Here is an 18,099-nt window from a genome sequence, read left to right on the forward strand (position 1 = left end):
ATAATCCCTCCCCCCTTGTGGGGGAGGGTAGGGAGGCGGGTGCCGTCCAAAGGACGGCGCGCAGCTTCGCTGCGCACCCCCACCCCAGCCCCTCCCCGCAAGGGGGAGGGGTCATCCTTGGAGCGAAGCGCCCTCACTCGTCGGGCCCTTCATAGGCCTCGACGATCCGACCGACCAGCGGATGGCGGACCACGTCCGCGGCGCCGAAGCGGATCATCGCGATCTTGGGGATCCCCTCGAGCTTGCCGACCGCGTCGCCGAGGCCCGACTTGCCGATGTCGGGCAGATCGACCTGCCGCGGATCGCCGCAGATCACCATGCGGCTGCGCATGCCGAAGCGGGTAAGGAACATCTTCATCTGCGCGGGCGTGGTGTTCTGCGCCTCGTCGAGGATGATGAAGGCGTCGTTCAGCGTGCGGCCGCGCATGAAGGCGATCGGCGCGATCTCGATCTCGCCGCTGGCGATGCGCCGCTCCACCTGCTCGGTCGGCAGCATGTCGTAAAGCGCGTCGTACAAGGGGCGGAGATAGGGATCGACCTTCTCCTTCATGTCGCCGGGGAGGAAACCAAGCCGCTCGCCCGCCTCGACCGCGGGGCGCGAGAGGATCAGCCGGTCGACGCTACCGCCGATGAGCTGCTGCACCGCCTGCGCCACCGCGACATAGGTCTTGCCGGTGCCCGCGGGGCCGAGCGCGAAGATCATGTCGTCGCGCGCCAGCGCTTCCATATATTCGATCTGCGTCTTGGAGCGCGGGACGATCGTCTTCTTGCGCGTGCGGATCATCACCTTCGGCGGATCGGCGACGTCGCGCGCGACGATGCCGTCCAGCGTCGGCTGCGCCGACATGGCGATGACGCCGTCCACGGTGCCCGCGTCGATATCCTCGCCGCGGTCGAGCCGGTTGTAGAGACCCGCCAGCACGTCGCGCGCGCGCGCCGCGGCCTCCGGATCGCCCTCGATCTGCACGCGATTGCCGCGCGCGGCGATATAGACGCCGAGCCGGTCCTCGATGGCGACGAGGTTGCGGTCGAACTCGCCGAACAGCGGCCCCAGCAGGTGCGGCTGCTCGAACTCGATCTCCAGCCGCGCGCGTTCGCCCGGCGCTGCCGCGTCCGATTTCTTCGCCATCAGGCCGCTTTCCGTTCGGGAGAGACCAGGATGCCGCCCACGCTGTTCGGGCCGGCCGAAGCGATATCGACGGTGACCAGATCGCCGATCGCGGCATCGCCCTCGACATGCACCGATTGCAGCCAGGGCGATTTGCCGATCTTCTGGCCGGGCTTCTTACCATTGCGCTCAAGCAGCACGGTCGTGCGGCGGCCGACTGTGGCGCGGTTGAATGCCATCTGCTGCTCCGTGAGCAGCGCCTGCAGCCGTTGCAGCCTCTCGTCCATCACTGCCGCATCCACCTGTCCGTCCATGCCCGCCGCCGGAGTTCCGGGGCGCGGGGAGTATTTGAACGAATAAGCGTGCGCGTAGTTCACCGCCGAAACGATCTCGAGCGTCGCGGTGAACTCCACCTCGGTCTCGCCGGGGAATCCGACGATGAAATCGCCCGAGATTGCGATGTCGGGACGGACCGCGCGGACGCGATCGAGAATGGCGAGGTAGCTCGCTGCGCTGTGGCTGCGGTTCATCGCCTTCAGCACCCGGTCGCTGCCCGACTGCACAGGCAGGTGGAGATAGGGCATCAGCGTCTCGACGTCGCCATGCGCGGCGATCAGCCCGTCGGTCATGTCGTTGGGATGGCTGGTGGTGTAGCGGATGCGAGCAAGGCCGGGCAGACGGTCGAGCGCGCGGATTAGGCCGTCGAGCCCCTGCACGCGGCCTGTCTCGTCCTCGCCTTCCCACGCGTTGACGTTCTGGCCGAGGAGGGTGATTTCCTTCGCGCCGGCATCGATCAACGCCTTCGCCTCGTCGACGATCGCGGCCCACGGCCGGCTGATCTCGGCGCCGCGCGTATAGGGGACGACGCAATAGGTGCAGAATTTGTCGCAGCCTTCCTGCACGGTCAGGAAGGCGGTCGGTCCCTGCCGCCGCCGCGCCGGGAGCGCGCCGAATTTGGTCTCGGCAGGCATGTCGGTGTCGATCGCGCGGCCGCCCCTCGCCGCCGCGCCGATCATCGCGGGCAGGCGGTGATAGGCCTGCGGGCCGACGACGATGTCGACGCTTGGGGCGCGACGCGGGATCTCGGCGGCTTCGGCCTGCGCGACGCAGCCGGCGACGGCGATCATCGGCCGCGTGCCGTCATCGCGGCGCAAGCGGCCGATGTCCGAATAGACCTTCTCGGCGGCCTTCTCGCGGATGTGGCAGGTGTTGAGCACCACGAGGTCCGCAGATGCGCCGTCGCCGGCGGCGGTCATGCCTTCGGCCTCCAGCAGCTCCGCCATGCGCGCGCCGTCATAGACGTTCATCTGGCAGCCGAAGGATTTGACGTGGAAGGTCCGCGGGTCTTTCATCGGCGCGCCTATAAGGGATCGGCGGGCCGGGCGGAAGCGCCCAGCGCGGCGACGATGGCGTCCCGCGCCGCCGCCGCCAGTGCCTTGCGGTCGCCAGCCGCCTCGGGATCGATCGGGGCCAGGAAGCGCAAAGTCACCGGCGTCGTGCCACGGCGCGAAAGGACGCGGCGGACATTGGCGAGCGCGCTTTCGGTGCCGACCCAGGCGATATCGTCCGCCGCCGCGCCATAGTCGATCGCCACCGGCTGCACGTGTACGCCGGGCAGCGGCGGGTAGAGCGAGGCGAAGAGGCTGGGGCGGAAGGGGAGGACGAGGGCGCCCGCGTCGGTCGTGCCCTCCGGGAACAGCGCCATCGGCTGCCCGGCGGCGAGCGCGCCGCGCAGCGCATCGGCCTGCCCCTTCACCGCCGATCGCTCGGCGCGGGCGACGAAGACGGTGCGATGGAGCCGCGCCAGCCAGCCGACCACCGGCCAGTCCGCGACTTCAGCCTTGGACACAAACGACGCGCCCGAGGCGCCGGCGATCAGCAGGATGTCGAGCCAGCTCAGATGATTGGAGACGAAGAGGACGTGGCCGGGGAGCGGCTGCCCCAAAACGGACGCGCGCATCCCCGCGATCCGCGCCACGCGGCCCAGGAAGCGGCGCGGCCAGGGCGAGGGACGCCCAGCGATCTTCCAGAGATAGTGGAGTGGTAGCAACGCCAGCAGCGTCAGGACGATACCGGCGACGCGGAGGATCAGGCGGTGCATCGCCCGCCGGGTCTTCGATCAGGCCTTGCGGTCGAGCGCGACGCCGTAAAGCTCCATTCGGTGATCGACGAGCCGGAAGCCGAGCTTCTCGGCGATCTTGCGCTGCAGCGCCTCGATCTCGTCGTCGACGAACTCGATCACCTTGCCCGATTCCACGTCGATCAGATGGTCGTGATGGCTTTCCGACATCGCCTCGTAGCGCGCGCGGCCATCGCCGAAATCATGCCGTTCCAGGATGCCCGCATCCTCGAACAGCCGGAGCGTGCGATAGACGGTGGCGATCGAGATGCCGGGGTCGACCGCGGCGGCGCGCTGGTGCAGCGTCTCCACGTCGGGGTGATCCTCGGACTCGGAAAGAACGCGCGCGATCACCTTGCGCTGCTCGGTGATCCTGAGGCCTTTTTCGGCGCAGAGCGCCTCGATATCGATGGTGCGGTGCATGACTTTAGCTTTAGCTAACTTCTGCCGCCCGTCAAACCGCGGGCGCCGGGCCGCCCGCTCGGGACGGCCCGGCGCATCGCGTCCTTACTTGCGCGCCGTCCGGCGCTTGGTGCCGAGGCCGATCTTCTTGGCGAGCGTGCGGCGCTGCTCGGCATAGTTCGGCGCGACCATCGGATAGTCGGCGTTGAGGCCCCACTTCTGACGATACTCGTCCGGGGTCATGCTGTAATGGGTCATCAGATGCCGCTTCAGCATCTTCAGCTTCTTTCCATCCTCTAGGCACACAATGTAATCGGGCTTGATCGAGGAGCGGATCGACACCGCAGGCTCAAGCTTGGCCTCCGGTTCTTGCGCGGCCTGGCCCAGTCCGTTCAGCGCCGAGTGGACGTTCTGAATGAGCGTCGGCAGGTCCGAAACGGCAACGCTGTTGTTACTTACATGGGCCGACACGATGTCGGCGGTAAGGGTGATCAGCGTCTCGTTGATTTCGTCGCTTTGTGCCATCTGATGTTTCGCCTTGTTGTCCGAGTTTCGGGGAGGAGTTCGGATGTTGGGCGGAATGATCCAAATTGCACGGCTTTACAAGGGTGCAATTTTCATATGGCAATGATCCGCAAATGACGGATCAGTTGTGGATCGACTTCGCCAAGGTCAGCGCATCGAAGACTTGCCCGTCACTCCCGCGATAGTAAGCAGGACGACGTCCGACTTCCGAAAAACCGGCGGCGGAATAGAGTTTTACGGCTGCATTGCCGTCGCGCACCTCGAGATGGAGATGCTCGGCGCCGCGCGCCGCTGCGGAATGGATGAAGGCGTCGAGCAGCGCCCGTCCTGTGCCGCTGCGCTGCGCGTCACGGCGCACTGCGAGCAACAATAGTTCCGCCTCACGCAACACGACTCGCGACAAGGAGAAGCCCACGGCCTCGTCGCCGCGCCGCGCGAGGGTCAGCCAGACGCCCGCCATCGGCATCAGCCCCGCGCATTGCGGGGCCGTCCACGCCTCGCCGAACGCGGCGTCGAAACTGTCGTCCATCACCGCCATCACCGCTTCGATGTCGAGCAGGCTGCCGGCGTCGATGCTGATCTCGGCGGTGGTCATGCTGGTTTCGCGTCGGGCGCGCGGCCGTAGAGCGGGGTCGGCGGCAGGCTGGCGAGTTCGTCCGGCAGCAGCCGCGCATCGGCGGCGCGGGGGAGGGCGGCGATCGCGCGCCCGAAGCCGCGGAGTGCGACCAGTTCCTCGGCCGCCGATCCGGTCACCGCCTCGGCCCCGATCGCCGCCGCGGCAGCCTGGGGCGCAAGCGATCGCAGCGCATCGAGAGGCGACAGGGGATCATGCGAAAAGTTTTGCACGAAAAGCTCGCCATGTCCCCCGATAAGCGCAACGCCGATCTCGCCCTCCGCGTCCGCGGCCGCGGCAAGCAGCGCAGTGGACGAGCAGCCGTTGAGCGGCACGCCCCATCCGATCGCAAGGCCGTGCGCCGCGGAGAGGCCGACGCGCACGCCGGTGAAACTGCCCGGCCCGCAATCGACGATTATCGCATCCGGGCGCCGCCCGGCGAGCAGATCGGCGATCATCGGCATCAGCCACTCGGCGTGGCCACGGCCGACCAGCTCGTGCCGCTCGTCGATCAGGTCGCCGCGCTGGATCAGTGCCGCGGAGCAGGCCGCGGTCGAGCTGCTGATCGCGAGGATCACCCGCGCGCGGTCCTAGACGGCTTCGACGGACTCGACCTCGGGTACATAATGTTTGAGCAGCCCCTCGATCCCGTTCTTCAGCGTCATGGTGGAGGACGGGCATCCCGCGCAGGCGCCGTGCAGCGCCAGGAACACCTTGCCCTCGCGGAAACCCCGATAGACGATGTCGCCGCCGTCCTGCGCCACTGCGGGGCGGACGCGCGTCTCGATCAGTTCGCGGATTTGCGCAACGATGTCGGCGTCGGCCGGATCGTCGTCGATAGCCTCGGCTGCCGGCACCGCGATGCCCGCCGCGCTCCCCGGGTTGAACAGCGGCGCGCCGCTGGCGAAATGATCGAGCAGCACGCCCAGCACTTCGGGCTTGAGATAGGTCCAATCGACTCCCGCGCCCGCGGTCACCGAGATGAAGTCGCGGCCGAAGAACACGCCCTCGACGTCGCCGGTCGAGAATATCGCGTGCGCCAGCGGGCTCGCTTCCGCTTCCTCGGGCGTCGCGAAATCGCGCGTGCCGGCGCCCATCACCGTCTCGCCGGGCAGGAATTTCAGCGTCGCCGGATTGGGCGTGGTCTCGGTCTGGATCAGCATGGCCGGCATGTGGGCGGAAAGCCGCGCGCGATCAAGGCCCCGATCGGCCATTGAGGGTGGCGGCGCATCGGCCTATGCGGGGCGCATGACCGTGCATTTTCATGAAGAAGACCTTCCCGAAGGCGTGCTTGCGGACGGCCCGGTGGCCGTCGACACCGAAGCGATGGGCCTGCGCCCGGGCCGCGACCGGCTGTGCGTCGTCCAGATTTCCGACGGCCGCGGCGACGAGCATCTCGTCCGCTTCGCGCCGGGCAGCGATTACGCCGCGCCCAACCTCAAGGCCGTGCTCGCCGATCCCAACCGGCTGAAGCTCTACCATTTCGCGCGCTTCGATCTGGCGATCGTCCGCGCCTATCTCGGTATCATGCCGGCGCCCGTTTATTGCACCAAGACGGCGTCGCGGCTGATCCGCACCTATACCGACCGGCATGGCCTGAAGGAGCTGGTGCGGGAGCTCTTGGGCCAGGAAATCTCCAAGCAGCAGCAGAGCTCCGACTGGGGCGCGCCCGAGCTCTCCGACGCGCAGAAGGATTATGCCGCGTCCGACGTCCGCTACCTCCACCAGCTCCGCGAGAAGCTCGACGAGCGGCTGGCGCGCGAGGGGCGCGCCGATCTGGCGCAGGCCTGTTTCGATTTCCTGCCCCACCGCGCGCTGCTCGATCTCGCCGGCTGGGACGAGGTCGATATCTTCGCGCACGTCTGATCCCATGTCCGAGGCCGCCAGCAGGGAGCGCGAGCGCAAGCAGGGGTGGGCCTCGCCCGGCGGCGCGCACGATCGCGTCGTCCGCATCCTCAAGATCGCGCTGCCCGCCGGCATCGGCATGCTGCTCGCCTTCCTCGCGCTCGTCCCGCTCGGCAAGGACAAGGATCTCTCCTTCATCCTCGACAAGAACAAGGTCGAGGTGGCGAAGGAGCGGATGCGCGTCGCCTCCGCCCGCTATCGCGGCGAGGATGATGCGGGCCGCCCGTTCAGCATCGATGCACGTTCCGCCGTGCAGCAGACCTCGCGTGAGCCGATCGTCGATATCCTCGGCATGTCGGCGCGCATGGGGCTGGAGAACGGCCCCGCCAATCTGACCGCGGACAAGGCGCGCTACAATCTGGATACCGAGACGGTGAACGTGATCGGCCCCATTCTTTTCAACACCACCGACGGCTACAGGCTTGAAACCCGCGACGTCGCTGTCGACATGACCACGCGAACGCTGAGCGGACAGGACGGTATTGAGGGGTCGATGCCGCTGGGGCGCTTCTCGGCAGACAATGTCCAGGCGGATCTGGGCGAGCGCAAGGTCGTGCTGACCGGCCGCGCACGCCTCCGGATCGAACAGGGTGGGGTGAGATGAGTGCAGTCAAGAACAGCCTGGCGGGCCTCGGCGCGCTGATCCTGGCGGGAAGTGCGCTCGCGCAGAGCGGCACCTCGGCGCTGAAGGGCCACAACAGCAACGCGCCGGTCGATGTCGCCGCGGACCGCATCGAGGTGCAGGACCGCGCCGATCGTGCGATCTTCTCGGGCAATGTCGTCGCCAAGCAGGCGGGTCTTACGCTCAACGCTTCGCGCGTGACCGTCGCTTATTCGAGCGGCGGCGGGATCGAGATCGACCGCCTGGACGCGAGCGGCGGCGTCACCGTCACCAGCCCGTCCGAGACGGCGAAGGGCAACAGCGCCATCTATGATCTCAACCGGCGGCTCATCACCATGATCGGCGGCGTCACGCTGACGCAGGGCCGCAACGTCGTGCGCGGCGGGCGGCTGACCATCGATCTCGACAGCGGCCGCGCGGTGGTCGATGGCGGCGCGCCGGCCGGAGTGAATTCGGGCGGCGGACGCGTCACCGGCACGTTCACCGTTCCGCAACGCGCTGGCGCCAACAATCCCGGAACCTGACGAGGCGCCTGAGGAAGCGATTGCCGTCCATCGCGAAAATCGCCCGCCAAGACGGCTATGCATAAAGCTTGCCAGTTGAGCCGGGGCGGAGCTTCGCCTACATCCCAATCGAAGCGGGGACGATGAACGACGTAGCCACTCTTGCCAGACCCGATGAGGCATCGACGCTCGGCCATATGGAGCTGGGCCTGTCGGTGATCTCGATCGCCAAATCCTATGACAAGAAGGTGGTGCTGAAAGACGTCTCGCTGGGCGTCGATCGCGGCGAGGTCGTCGGGCTGCTCGGCCCCAACGGCGCCGGCAAGACGACCTGCTTCTATTCGGTGATGGGGCTAGTGAAGCCCGATGCGGGCCGCATCCTGCTCGACGGCAACGACATCACCGGCCTCCCAATGTACCGCCGCGCGATCCTGGGGCTCGGCTATCTGCCGCAGGAAACCTCGATCTTCCGCGGGCTTACGGTGGCGCAGAACATCATGGCGGTGCTCGAAGTCGCCGAGCCCGATCCTGCCGTCCGCGCCGAGCGGCTCGAGCAGCTGCTGTCCGAATTCCATATCGAGCGGCTGCGCGATTCCTCCGCGATGGCGCTGTCGGGCGGCGAGCGGCGCCGCGCCGAGATCGCGCGCGCGTTGGCGGCGGACCCGTCGATCATGCTACTCGACGAGCCGTTCGCCGGTATCGATCCGATCTCGATCTCCGACATCCGCGATCTGGTGCTCGAACTGAAGAAGCGCGACATCGGCGTGCTCATCACCGATCACAACGTCCGCGAGACGCTCGATCTCGTCGACCGCGCCTGCATCATCTACGACGGCCAGGTTCTGTTCGCGGGCAGCCCCGCCGAACTGGTTGCCGACGAGAATGTCCGCCGCCTGTATCTGGGCGAGAGCTTCGAGCTGTGACGGCCGTCTCCCTTTACGTCATCCCGGCGAATGCCGTGATCCAGTCCAGCGCACGATGGACCCCGGCCTTCGCCGGGGTGACGGGAAGAGACTGATCGGGAACTAAAGTGGCGCTAGGACCCCGCCTCGATCTTCGGCAGACACAATCGCTGGTGATGACGCCGCAGCTCCAGCAGGCGATCCGGCTGCTGGCGCTCTCCAACCTCGAGATCGAGGGTTTCATCGCCCAGGAGATCGAGAAGAATCCGCTGCTGGAAGCAGGCGCCGATCCAGCCGATCCCACCGCGCCCGAAGCGCCGGAGACCGACAGCGGCGACGCGCCCGACATCGAGGATTCATTCAGCGCAGGCGGCGACGGCGCGCTCGACATCGATCGCGACAACGAAAATCTCCATCAGGACAGCGCCGCCGATGCGATGCAGGGCTCCGGCCCCGGCATGGACGGCGGTCTCGGCCTCGGCGGCTCCGAGGGCGGCGGCAGCGGCGAGGGGATGGACTTCGACGCAATCGCCGGCGCCGATCTGTCGCTCCACGAACATCTCATGGCGCAGGCCGGGACGGCGTTCGATGCCGCCGATCTGGTCGTCGCGCAGCAGATCATCGAGCTTATCGACGAGGCCGGCTATTTCACCGCGTCGCTGCTCGACATCGCGCAGCGGCTCGGCATCGCGCTCGTCGAGGTGGAGCGCGTGCTGGGCGTCATTCAGACATTCGATCCTTCCGGCATCGGCGCGCGCAGCCTTGCCGAATGCCTCGCCATCCAGGCGCGCGAGATCGACCGCTACGATCCGGCGATGGCGCGGCTGATCGACAATCTCGATTATCTCGCCAAGGGCAATCTCGCCGCGCTGAAGCGCATCTGCGAGGTCGATGACGAGGACATGCGCGACATGATCCGCGAGCTTCGCGCCTACGATCCCAAGCCCGGCTGCCGCTTCGACGGCGGTGGCGGCGGCGATCCGGTGGTGCCCGACGTCTTCGTCGGCCGCCGCACCTCGGGTTGGGCGATCGAGCTCAATTCGGCGACGCTACCGCGGCTGCTCGTCAACCGCACCTATTATACCGAGCTGGCGCAGGGCGCGCAGGACAAACAGTCCAAGGCCTGGCTCGGCGAATGCCTGGCGAGCGCCAACTGGCTGATGAAGGCGCTCGACCAGCGGGCGCGCACCATCGTCAAGGTCGCGACCGAGATCGTGAAGCAGCAGGACGGCTTCTTCCGCCACGGCGTCTCGGCGCTGAAGCCACTGACGCTGCGCACCGTCGCCGAAGCGATCGGGATGCACGAATCGACGATCAGCCGCGTCACCTCGAACAAATATCTCGCCTGCGACCGCGGTCTGTTCGAGCTCAAATATTTCTTCACCAGCGGCATCCAGTCGGCCGACGGCGGCGATGCGGTGTCGGCGGAGGCGGTGAAGAGCCAGATCAAGGCGCTGATCGGCGCCGAGGATGCGAAAGCGATCCTCTCCGACGACCAGCTCGTCGATCTGCTCCGCGCCAAGGGCTTCGACATCGCCCGTCGCACCGTCGCCAAATATCGCGAGGCGCTCGGCATCGGCTCCTCGGTCCAGCGCCGCCGCCAGAAGGCGATCGGCAGCGCCGCGGCCTGATAGCCTTCCGTCACCCTGAACTCGTTTCAGGGTCCATGTTGGGGACGGTCGCAGACTTCATCGAGATGGATGCTGAAACAAGTTCAGCATGACGGTCCGAGATGGACGACCGCGAAACCCCGATCTTGCGATTGTCATAGCCTTGGTGAAGGGGTGGCGGCGATGCCTGCGTCTCCCAAAGTCCTGATCCTCGCCGGCCGCCGGCCGGGGGCGCCCGATGCGCTCGCCACCGCGTTCGGTGTCAGCCACAAATGCCTGGTGCCCGTCGTTGGCGTGCCGATGATCGTCCGGGTGCTGGAGGCGTGCGACACGGCCTTCCCCGATTCGCCGCTCCACGTCTCGATCGAGAACGAAGCGGTGCTGGCGGAAGAGCCGACGGTAGTGCGGCTTCGGGCGGCGGGCCGGCTCACCCTGCTGCCGTCGCGCGCGCATATCGTCGACAGCATCGTCGATGCCGCCGCGGTCACCGGCTTCCCGCTGCTGGTCACCACTGCCGACAATGTGCTGATGACGCCGGACGCGATGCGCCGCTTCGTCACGGCGGCGGAGACGCGCCCGGTCGAGGCGCTCGCCGGCATGGCGCGGCGCGAGGACATTCTCGCCGCACATCCCGATGGGCAGCGGCGCTTCTACGCGTTCCGCGACGGCGCTTTCTCCAACTGCAACCTCTTCTATCTCAAGGATGCCAAGGCGATGCACGCAGCCGAGACGTTTCGCCACGGCGGCCAGTTCGGCAAGAATCCGGCGCGCATCGTCAAGGCGTTCGGGCTGCTCAATCTGCTGCGCTTCCGCACCGGCTGGTATCGGCTCGACCAGATCTTCGAGTCGGTCTCGCGTCGCTTCGGCGTCGTTATCGGCGCCCATGTCTTCGAGGGCGAAGGACGCCTCGCGATCGATGTCGACAACGAGCGGACGCACCGCGTCGCCGAGGAAATCCTGGCCCGCGACAACCGCTGATTAGCGTGGCTCCGCCGAACCGGGCTTGGCATGCGGCGAAGCGTTGCATCCCCAATATTGATTAGGCTGGCGCGCGGCCCCCAAGTCTCTATTCTGACATGCGTTAACCAGGATTCGCCGGTTCGACGCGGGGTCGGGCGGATTCGTTCGCGGGGGTTATGCGATGGCGATGTATGTGTACCATGCCGACGGGCATACCGTCGGCTTCCTGTCCGGAATCTATGTCTACGATCTCGACGGCAATCCGCTCGGCCGGATTTTCGGGTCGCGCGTCCACCGCTTGGACGGCAGCTATGTCGGCGAATGGTTCAAGCAGACGGTGGTCGACAAGCCGGTCCACGCCCGCCGCGCGATCGCGCCCACCGTTCCCGTGCCGCCAAAAATGCCCTCGCCGGGCCCGGGATCGAGCCGTCGCGGCGTCGTCGATTACGGCTATCCCGACGTCTTCAACCGCCTTTACGCAACCGGATCGAGCGGCACCGAAAGCCGGATGCTGTTCGATCAGGCCGCCGAATAGAGACCCCCACGGGGGCGGCCGGCCGCCGGGACAACCCCCTCCCCCCGATCCCGGCGGCCGCCCAACCGTGTGATGCGGCGAGGCCTCATTCGCAGGCCGGCGCCTGGGCGCTGTCGAAGCGCTCGTCCCACCAGTCCTTCCAGCGCGCTGCAAGCGCGGCGAATGTCGCGTCGTCCAGCCCGTAGGTGGTGAGGATCGCCGAGGCTGCGCCATTAGGGGGCTTGGCATCGGCAGGCATGTCCATCGCGATCAGCAGACCGTGGCCCCAGCCCGGCATGGTGAGTCCCACCTGGAAGGGCGTCCGGTGCCAGAGCGATCCGGTTTCGTCGCCGGTCGGAAGCTGCGGCGATAGCGTGTCGACCGCGATGCCGAGCTGGCGGAGGAGTGCGGCCTGCCCCTCGCGCAACGCTCCGGAAAAATAGAGCGTCCGCCGCTCGGCCAGGCCATGCTGCTCGATCGCCAGCTTGAGCTGGTTGCCGAAGCTGATCCAGCCCTCGGCCATTTCGTCGAACGCGTCGCTGTCCCCCGGAGCCGCGCGTACGACACGCAGCAGGCAGGCGTCGGCCCCGTCCGCCGTCACCTCGAACCGGTCCTGCGTCCCCTCGAAATGCAGCGTGCGCCCCTCCTCGCGGCCATATTGCGCGAAGATCATGTCGACCTCGGCGTCGAGCGTATCCGCATCCCAGCCGAACCAGCGGAGGATGCTCTGCTTGTCGCGCAGCGCCTGCCACACCGCGTCCGCCGGCGCTGCGATGGCGAGTTCGGTCAGCACGCGGTCCTGATGATCGCCGGTCATGTCTCGCTCCACCGGTTGCGGGCGGCGTGGCGAGCTTCTAGCTTTCCGCCATGCCCCGCAAGCCCACCCGATCCGCCATCGCCATCGCCTGCGCGGCGAGCCTCGCCGCATCCGCGTCCGCCGCCGATCGGCCACGCGCACGGGAGGCGGGGATCGTCGTCGGCGTGCTCCCCACCGGCCCGGCCAATGCGATCACCGATGTCGCGGGCGTCGCAGTCGGCCATGTCACCAGGATCGAGGGCAGATCGGTGCGCACCGGCGTCACCGCGATCCTGCCGCATGGCGGCAACCTCTTCCAGGACAAGGTGCCCGCCGGCTTCGCAGTCGCCAATGGCTTCGGCAAGTTCATGGGATCGACCCAGATCGCCGAGCTCGGCGAGATCGAAAGCCCGATCCTCCTCACCAACACGCTGTCGGTGCCCGAGGCCGCGGCGGCGGCGATCGGATGGACGCTAGCGCAGCCGGGCAATGGCGAGGTGCGCTCGGTCAACGCGGTGGTCGGCGAGACCAACGACGGCTTCCTCAACGACATCCGCGCGCGCCGCGTCACCATCGCCGACGGCAAGAAGGCGATTGCCGCAGCGAAGGGCGGGCCGGTGGCGGAAGGCGCGGTCGGCGCCGGGACGGGCACGGTGGCGTTCGGCTACAAGGGCGGCATTGGCACATCCTCGCGCCGCCTGCCCGAAAAGCTCGGTGGCCATATGATCGGCGTGCTGGTTCAGAGCAATTACGGCGGCGCGCTCACCATCGACGGGCTGCCGTTCGATCAGCTCATGGGGCGGCACTATCTGTCGCCCGCCGAGCCGCCGGCGGGCGGAGATGGTTCGATCATCATCGTCATCGCCACCGATGCGCCGCTCTCCGACCGCAATCTGACGCGGCTCGCGCGCCGTGCCTTCCTCGCGATCGGGCGCACCGGATCGCCGATCACCAACGGATCGGGCGATTATGCCGTCGCTTTCTCAACGCACCCCGATGTCCGCCGCACGCCCGCGCGCCGCGCCGCTGCGGCCAACTATGCGGAACTCCCCAACGAGGCGATGACGCCGCTCTTCCACGCCGCCGTCGAAGCGACCGAGGAAGCGGTGCTCAATTCGATGTTCAAGGCCGAGGCGATGGACGGCGCGGGCGGGCGGATCGAAGCCTTGCCGATCGACGAGGTGATCCGCCTCCGCCGCGCGCCGCGCCAGCCCTAGGCGGCCGCGCGCTCCAGCGACACTTCACCTTCCTCGGCGCCGTCCCAGTAATGCGCGTGATGCGCATGGACCTTGATCATCACCAGGCCCGGCGTGTCGATCCCCTGCTCGAACCAGCGGTCGAGATCCTTGGTCCAGTGCGCGGCGAAACGGTCGCGGTCGCGGATCAGCTCGGCGCGGCCCTGCACCGCCACGAATAGCGGGCGTTGGCCGATGATGCCGGCTTTGGCCTGGAAGGCTAGGCCGACTTCGGGATCGCGCTCGATCTCGGCCACCATCGCGGTGTCGCCATTGGTGAAATAATAGGAATCGCCGTCATAATCGACGTCGCGGTTGTTGCTCATCGGCCGCGCGTGGATCGCGCCGCCCGATGTCTTGGTCGAAAGCATCGTGAAATCGATGTCGCGCATCTTTTCCGCGAGATCGGCGAGCGACTTGCTGGTCATATCCTTCTCCAACGCTGGGTGCCTGCCCCAACGCGCAAGAAGGCTTACGGATGCCTCGTCAGGCGAGGCTCTTCGATGCCTGCTCGAACACGTCCTTGCTGAGCCCCAGCGTCGCGACGATCCGCTGCAGCTCGCCCTTCATCTTCTCCGCGCGGTCCTCGTCGAAGCGGCGCCAGCGGCCGAGCGCGGGCACCAGCTTCGCCGCCGTCTGCGGATTGAGCTTGTCGACGCTGAGGATCATGTCGGCGAGGAAGCGATAGCCCTGCCCGTTGGCACGGTGGAAGGCGCGCTGATTGACCGAGAAGGAGCCGACGAGCGCACGCAGCCGATTGGGGTTGGCGAGCGTGAAATCGACATGTTCGGCGAGCGCCGCCACCGCATCGGGCGTGTCGGGCCGGGTCGAGAGCGCCTGCACCGCGAACCATTTGTCGAGCACCAGCCCGTCGGCGCGATAGCGATCGTAGAAAGCCGACAGCGCCGCCGCGCGCTCGGGCGCGTCGGAATTGACGAGGATGCCGAGCGCGCCCTGCCGGTCGGTCATATTGTCGGCATTGTCGAACTGGCGCTTCGCCATCTGCGGCGCATCCGATGCGCCCGATGCGGCGATATAGCCGAGGCTCACGGTGCGCAGCCGCCGCGCGCCCTTGGCGGGGGGCGAATATTCGAAGCGGTTGGCCGCATGCGCGGAATAGGCGCTGCGCCACAGCCCCTCCAGCTCGGTGCCGAGATCGGCGCGCAGCGCCTCGCGGGCGCGGTGGATTGCCTCGGGATCGACGACCAGCATCTGATCGCCGACGAACGCCTCGCTCGGCAGCAGCACGGCCTCGGCGACGAAGGCGGGATCGAGGTCCGTATTGGTCAGCGTCTGCTCGACTGCCTCGATCACCGGGCGGTGATCAGGCGTCTGGCCCGCCGCCGCGGCGATCAGCGTGTCGAGCATCAACTGCTGCATCGCTTCGTAGCGCGCGAAGGGATTGTCGTCGTTGGCCGAGAGGAAGGCGAGATCGGCGGCGCTGCGCTCCGCCTCCACCACCACCGGCGCGGAGAAGTCTCGGTTGATCGAAAGCACCGGCCGCTCGCCGACGCCGTCGAGCACGATCTCCTGTTCATCGCCCTCCAGCAGCACCAGCCGGTCGGCGAGCTTGTCGCCCGATCGCTCGCCGAACAGCGCGATCTTGAGCGGGATCGGCATCGGCTGCTTCACCGGCTGGCCCGGCGTCGGCGGCACCTGCTGCGCCAACGTCAGATGCGCGCGGCCCGCGCCGGCGTCATGGGTCAGCGACGCACGCACCCGCGGCGTCCCGGCCTGGCTGTACCAGCGGCGGAAGAGAGCGAGGTCGGTGCCGCCCGCATCCTCCATCGCCTTGACGAAATCTTCGCAGGTCGCGGCCTCGCCGTCGTGCCGGTCGAAATAGAGATCGGTCCCGGCGCGGAACTTCTCCGGCCCCAAGATGGTGTGGAGCATCCGAATGACTTCGGCGCCCTTGTTGTAGATGGTCGCGGTATAGAAATTGGAGATCTCGATATAGGATTCCGGCCGGATCGGGTGCGCGAGCGGGCCCGAATCCTCGGGGAATTGCGCGGCGCGGAGCGCGCGGACGTCCTCGATCCGCTTGACCGCGGCGCTCCCCTGGTCGGCGCTGAACTGCTGGTCGCGAAAGACCGTGAAGCCTTCCTTCAGCGAGAGCTGGAACCAGTCGCGGCAGGTGACGCGATTGCCCGACCAATTGTGAAAATATTCGTGCGCGACGACGCCCGCGACCGCGTCGTAGTCGGCATCGGTCGCGGTGTCGGGATCGGCCAGAATGTAGCGCGAGTTGAAGATGTTCAGGCCCTTGTTCTCCATCGCGCCGAAGTTGAAATCGGCGACGGCGACGATGTTGAACACGGCCAAGTCGTATTCGCGACCGTAGACCTTCTCGTCCCACGCCATCGAAGCCTTCAGCGCCGCCATCGCGTGGCGCGTCCGCTCGACATCGCCGTCGCGCACCCAGATGCCGAGATCGACGGTCTTGCCCGATCGCGTCGCGAAGCTGTCGCGGTTGGCGACCAGATCGCCCGCCACCAGCGCGAAGAGATAGGAGGGCTTGGGGAAGGGATCGTGCCACTCCGCCCAGTGCCGCCCGTCCGCCAGATCGCCCGCGCCCACGGGATCGCCGTTGGCGAGCAGCACCGGATAGCGCGCCTTGTCCGCGGTCATCTTGACGCGATAGCGGCTCAACACGTCGGGCCGGTCGGGCAGGAAGGTGATGCGGCGGAAGCCTTCGGCCTCGCACTGGGTGCAGAGGATGCCGCCTGATTCGTAGAGGCCCATGAGTTGGGTGTTGGCGGCGGGAGCGATCTCGACCAATGTTTCGACGACCGCGCGGTCGCCGGCGATCGGCACGGTCAGCTCGTCCGCCTCGTGATTGTAGTCGGCCTCGGCGCCGTCGACGGTCAGCGAGATCAGTTTCAGCGCCTCGCCGTCCAGCTTCAGCGGTGCGGCATGATCGCCGTTGCGCGCGACGGTCAACGTCGCGCGCACCTGCGTCCGCTCGGCGCCCAAATCGAAGTCCAGCGCGATCTCGGGCACCAGCCACTCAGGCGGCCGGTATTCCTCGCGGCGGACGAAGGGCGGCGGCGCAGCGGCGGCGATCTGGATGTCGAGCATGTCGCAAATCTAGGCGCCGAGCGGGGCCGGTGCAATGCGGCCGGGCACCGCCCGGCGGCGAGGGGCTTTCCTTGAGCCGGGATTCTCCTCTAGGGGCGCTGGCATGTCCGATGTGGAAAAGATGACCGGCGACTGGCTGGCGCGAATCGAAGGCGCGGGCGATCTCGCCGCGCTGGAGGCGGAGCGCGTCGCGGCGCTCGGCAAGCAGGGCGCGGTCACCGCGCTCCTGAAGACGCTGGGCGGCATGTCGCCCGAGGAGCGCCAGGCCGAAGGGCCGCGCATCCATGCGCTGCGCGAGGCCGTCACCGAAGCGATCGCCGCGCGCAAGGCGGCGCTGGAAGCGGCGGAGCTGGACCGGCGGCTTGCCACCGAGACGCTCGACATGACGCTCCCCGCCGCGCCGCTCGACATCGGCACCGTCCACCCAGTCGCGCAGGTGATGGACGAGCTCGCCGAGATTTTCGCCGACATGGGCTTCGCGGTCGCCACCGGCCCCGAGATCGAGGACGATTGGCACAATTTCACCGCGCTCAACATTCCCGAGGCGCATCCGTCGCGGGCAATGCACGACACCTTCTATTTCGGGCGCACGGACGGTGAAGGGCGGCCGATGCTGCTGCGCACCCACACCTCGCCGGTGCAGATCCGCACGATGCAGAGCGAGCCGCCGCCGATCCGCATCATCGCGCCCGGCCGCACCTACCGGTCGGACAGCGACGCGACGCACACGCCGATGTTCCATCAGGTCGAGGGGCTGGTGATCGACAAGGGCATCACGCTCGGCCATCTCAAATGGACGCTGGAGACCTTCCTCAAGGCCTTCTTCGAGCGCGACGACGTCGTGCTGCGGCTGCGGCCGAGCTACTTCCCGTTCACCGAGCCGTCCGCCGAGGTCGATGTCGGCTTCTCCTACGAGAAGTGGCGCCGTGTGATTGGCGGTTCCGATGGCTGGATGGAAGTGCTCGGCTCCGGCATGGTCCACCCGAAGGTGATCGCCGCCTGCGGGCTCGATCCCGAGGAGTGGCAGGGCTTCGCCTTCGGCTGCGGCATCGACCGGCTGGCGATGCTCAAATATGGCATGGACGATCTCCGCGCCTTCTTCGACGGCGATATCCGCTGGCTGAAGCACTACGGTTTCGCCGCGCTCGACGTGCCCACGCTGAGCGGAGGGGTAGGGGCATGACCGTCCTTTCCTCCCCTCCCTGCT

The 18,099-nt window shown here is 67.5% G+C and carries 20 protein-coding genes; 9 read left to right on the top strand and 11 right to left on the bottom strand.

Features of this window, described 5'->3' with window-relative positions; translation table 11 throughout:
• Positions 1 to 133: 133 nt before the first annotated feature.
• From B9N75_RS06820 to B9N75_RS06855, 8 genes are all read right to left on the bottom strand, one after another.
• The gene (locus B9N75_RS06820; RefSeq protein WP_085218123.1) at positions 134 to 1,129 is read right to left on the bottom strand and encodes a PhoH family protein; all 996 of its coding nucleotides are present in this window, start codon (positions 1,127 to 1,129) and stop codon (positions 134 to 136) included.
• Positions 1,129 to 2,460, bottom strand: coding sequence for a tRNA (N6-isopentenyl adenosine(37)-C2)-methylthiotransferase MiaB (gene miaB, locus B9N75_RS06825; RefSeq protein ID WP_085218124.1), 1,332 nt, complete (start codon positions 2,458 to 2,460; stop codon positions 1,129 to 1,131). Before miaB ends, B9N75_RS06820 begins: the two co-directional genes overlap by 1 nt.
• An 8-nt stretch (positions 2,461 to 2,468) precedes the next feature.
• Positions 2,469 to 3,209 carry a lysophospholipid acyltransferase family protein gene (locus tag B9N75_RS06830; RefSeq protein ID WP_085218125.1) on the bottom strand — a complete coding sequence of 247 codons (741 nt, stop codon included), beginning with the start codon at positions 3,207 to 3,209 and terminating at the stop codon, positions 2,469 to 2,471.
• A gap of 18 nt (positions 3,210 to 3,227) precedes the next feature.
• Positions 3,228 to 3,650, bottom strand: a complete 423-nt coding sequence (locus B9N75_RS06835; protein WP_085218126.1) for a Fur family transcriptional regulator — start codon at positions 3,648 to 3,650, stop codon at positions 3,228 to 3,230.
• Between the two features lie 84 nt (positions 3,651 to 3,734).
• Positions 3,735 to 4,154 carry a Ros/MucR family transcriptional regulator gene (locus tag B9N75_RS06840; RefSeq protein WP_085218127.1) on the bottom strand — a complete coding sequence of 140 codons (420 nt, stop codon included), beginning with the start codon at positions 4,152 to 4,154 and terminating at the stop codon, positions 3,735 to 3,737.
• A 121-nt stretch (positions 4,155 to 4,275) separates the two neighbouring features.
• On the bottom strand, positions 4,276 to 4,749 hold the full coding sequence (locus B9N75_RS06845) for a GNAT family N-acetyltransferase (protein ID WP_085218128.1): 474 nt from the start codon (positions 4,747 to 4,749) through the stop codon (positions 4,276 to 4,278).
• Positions 4,746 to 5,345, bottom strand: coding sequence for a tRNA (adenosine(37)-N6)-threonylcarbamoyltransferase complex dimerization subunit type 1 TsaB (gene tsaB, locus B9N75_RS06850; RefSeq protein ID WP_085218129.1), 600 nt, complete (start codon positions 5,343 to 5,345; stop codon positions 4,746 to 4,748). The genes B9N75_RS06845 and tsaB overlap by 4 nt, the downstream gene beginning before the upstream one ends.
• Positions 5,346 to 5,357: 12 nt before the next feature.
• Entirely contained in the window at positions 5,358 to 5,930 is a 573-nt protein-coding gene (locus B9N75_RS06855; RefSeq protein WP_085219450.1) for a NifU family protein, read from the bottom strand.
• Between the two features lie 85 nt (positions 5,931 to 6,015).
• Here B9N75_RS06855 and B9N75_RS06860 point away from each other — a divergent pair, with 85 nt between their 5' ends.
• The 7 genes from B9N75_RS06860 to B9N75_RS06890 all read left to right on the top strand — a co-directional run bounded on the left by B9N75_RS06860 (position 6,016) and on the right by B9N75_RS06890 (position 11,804).
• Positions 6,016 to 6,633, top strand: coding sequence for a ribonuclease D (locus tag B9N75_RS06860; protein WP_085218130.1), 618 nt, complete (start codon positions 6,016 to 6,018; stop codon positions 6,631 to 6,633).
• A gap of 4 nt (positions 6,634 to 6,637) precedes the next feature.
• Positions 6,638 to 7,276 carry an LPS export ABC transporter periplasmic protein LptC gene (locus B9N75_RS06865; RefSeq protein ID WP_085218131.1) on the top strand — a complete coding sequence of 213 codons (639 nt, stop codon included), beginning with the start codon at positions 6,638 to 6,640 and terminating at the stop codon, positions 7,274 to 7,276.
• Complete coding sequence (locus B9N75_RS06870; RefSeq protein ID WP_085218132.1) at positions 7,273 to 7,818, top strand: LptA/OstA family protein; 546 nt, start codon at positions 7,273 to 7,275, stop codon at positions 7,816 to 7,818. The genes B9N75_RS06865 and B9N75_RS06870 overlap by 4 nt, the downstream gene beginning before the upstream one ends.
• Before the next feature lie 122 nt (positions 7,819 to 7,940).
• On the top strand, positions 7,941 to 8,720 hold the full coding sequence (gene lptB, locus B9N75_RS06875; protein WP_085218133.1) for an LPS export ABC transporter ATP-binding protein: 780 nt from the start codon (positions 7,941 to 7,943) through the stop codon (positions 8,718 to 8,720).
• Positions 8,721 to 8,827: 107 nt separating this feature from the next.
• Positions 8,828 to 10,330 (top strand): RNA polymerase factor sigma-54, encoded by a 1,503-nt coding sequence (gene rpoN, locus B9N75_RS06880; protein WP_085218134.1) that lies wholly within the window; start codon positions 8,828 to 8,830, stop codon positions 10,328 to 10,330.
• Between the two features lie 162 nt (positions 10,331 to 10,492).
• Entirely contained in the window at positions 10,493 to 11,287 is a 795-nt protein-coding gene (locus B9N75_RS06885) for an NTP transferase domain-containing protein (RefSeq protein ID WP_085219451.1), read from the top strand.
• 163 nt (positions 11,288 to 11,450) lie between these two features.
• Positions 11,451 to 11,804: a 4-fold beta flower protein gene (locus B9N75_RS06890; RefSeq protein ID WP_085218135.1), complete on the top strand. Its 354-nt coding sequence runs from the start codon at positions 11,451 to 11,453 to the stop codon at positions 11,802 to 11,804.
• An 85-nt stretch (positions 11,805 to 11,889) separates the two neighbouring features.
• Here B9N75_RS06890 and B9N75_RS06895 read toward each other — a convergent pair whose 3' ends face one another.
• On the bottom strand, positions 11,890 to 12,600 hold the full coding sequence (locus B9N75_RS06895) for an SRPBCC family protein (RefSeq protein WP_085218136.1): 711 nt from the start codon (positions 12,598 to 12,600) through the stop codon (positions 11,890 to 11,892).
• Between the two features lie 50 nt (positions 12,601 to 12,650).
• Here B9N75_RS06895 and B9N75_RS06900 point away from each other — a divergent pair, with 50 nt between their 5' ends.
• Positions 12,651 to 13,796 (top strand): DmpA family aminopeptidase, encoded by a 1,146-nt coding sequence (locus B9N75_RS06900; protein WP_085218137.1) that lies wholly within the window; start codon positions 12,651 to 12,653, stop codon positions 13,794 to 13,796.
• On the opposite strand, the gene B9N75_RS06905 is transcribed toward B9N75_RS06900, so the two are convergent.
• Together B9N75_RS06905 and pepN are read right to left on the bottom strand one after the other, a co-directional pair.
• On the bottom strand, positions 13,793 to 14,242 hold the full coding sequence (locus B9N75_RS06905; RefSeq protein ID WP_085218138.1) for a pyridoxamine 5'-phosphate oxidase family protein: 450 nt from the start codon (positions 14,240 to 14,242) through the stop codon (positions 13,793 to 13,795). The two genes, B9N75_RS06900 and B9N75_RS06905, sit on opposite strands and share 4 nt — an antisense overlap.
• 58 nt (positions 14,243 to 14,300) lie before the next feature.
• A complete protein-coding gene (pepN, locus tag B9N75_RS06910; protein WP_085218139.1) occupies positions 14,301 to 16,892 on the bottom strand; it encodes an aminopeptidase N in 2,592 nt (863 codons plus the stop codon).
• Positions 16,893 to 16,995: 103 nt separating this feature from the next.
• Here pepN and pheS point away from each other — a divergent pair, with 103 nt between their 5' ends.
• The gene (gene pheS / locus B9N75_RS06915; protein ID WP_085218140.1) at positions 16,996 to 18,075 is read left to right on the top strand and encodes a phenylalanine--tRNA ligase subunit alpha; all 1,080 of its coding nucleotides are present in this window, start codon (positions 16,996 to 16,998) and stop codon (positions 18,073 to 18,075) included.
• The last annotated feature ends 24 nt before the right edge of the window (positions 18,076 to 18,099 follow it).

It is taken from the genome of Allosphingosinicella indica (assembly GCF_900177405.1).
GTDB classification, from domain to species: Bacteria; Pseudomonadota; Alphaproteobacteria; order Sphingomonadales; family Sphingomonadaceae; genus Allosphingosinicella; species Allosphingosinicella indica.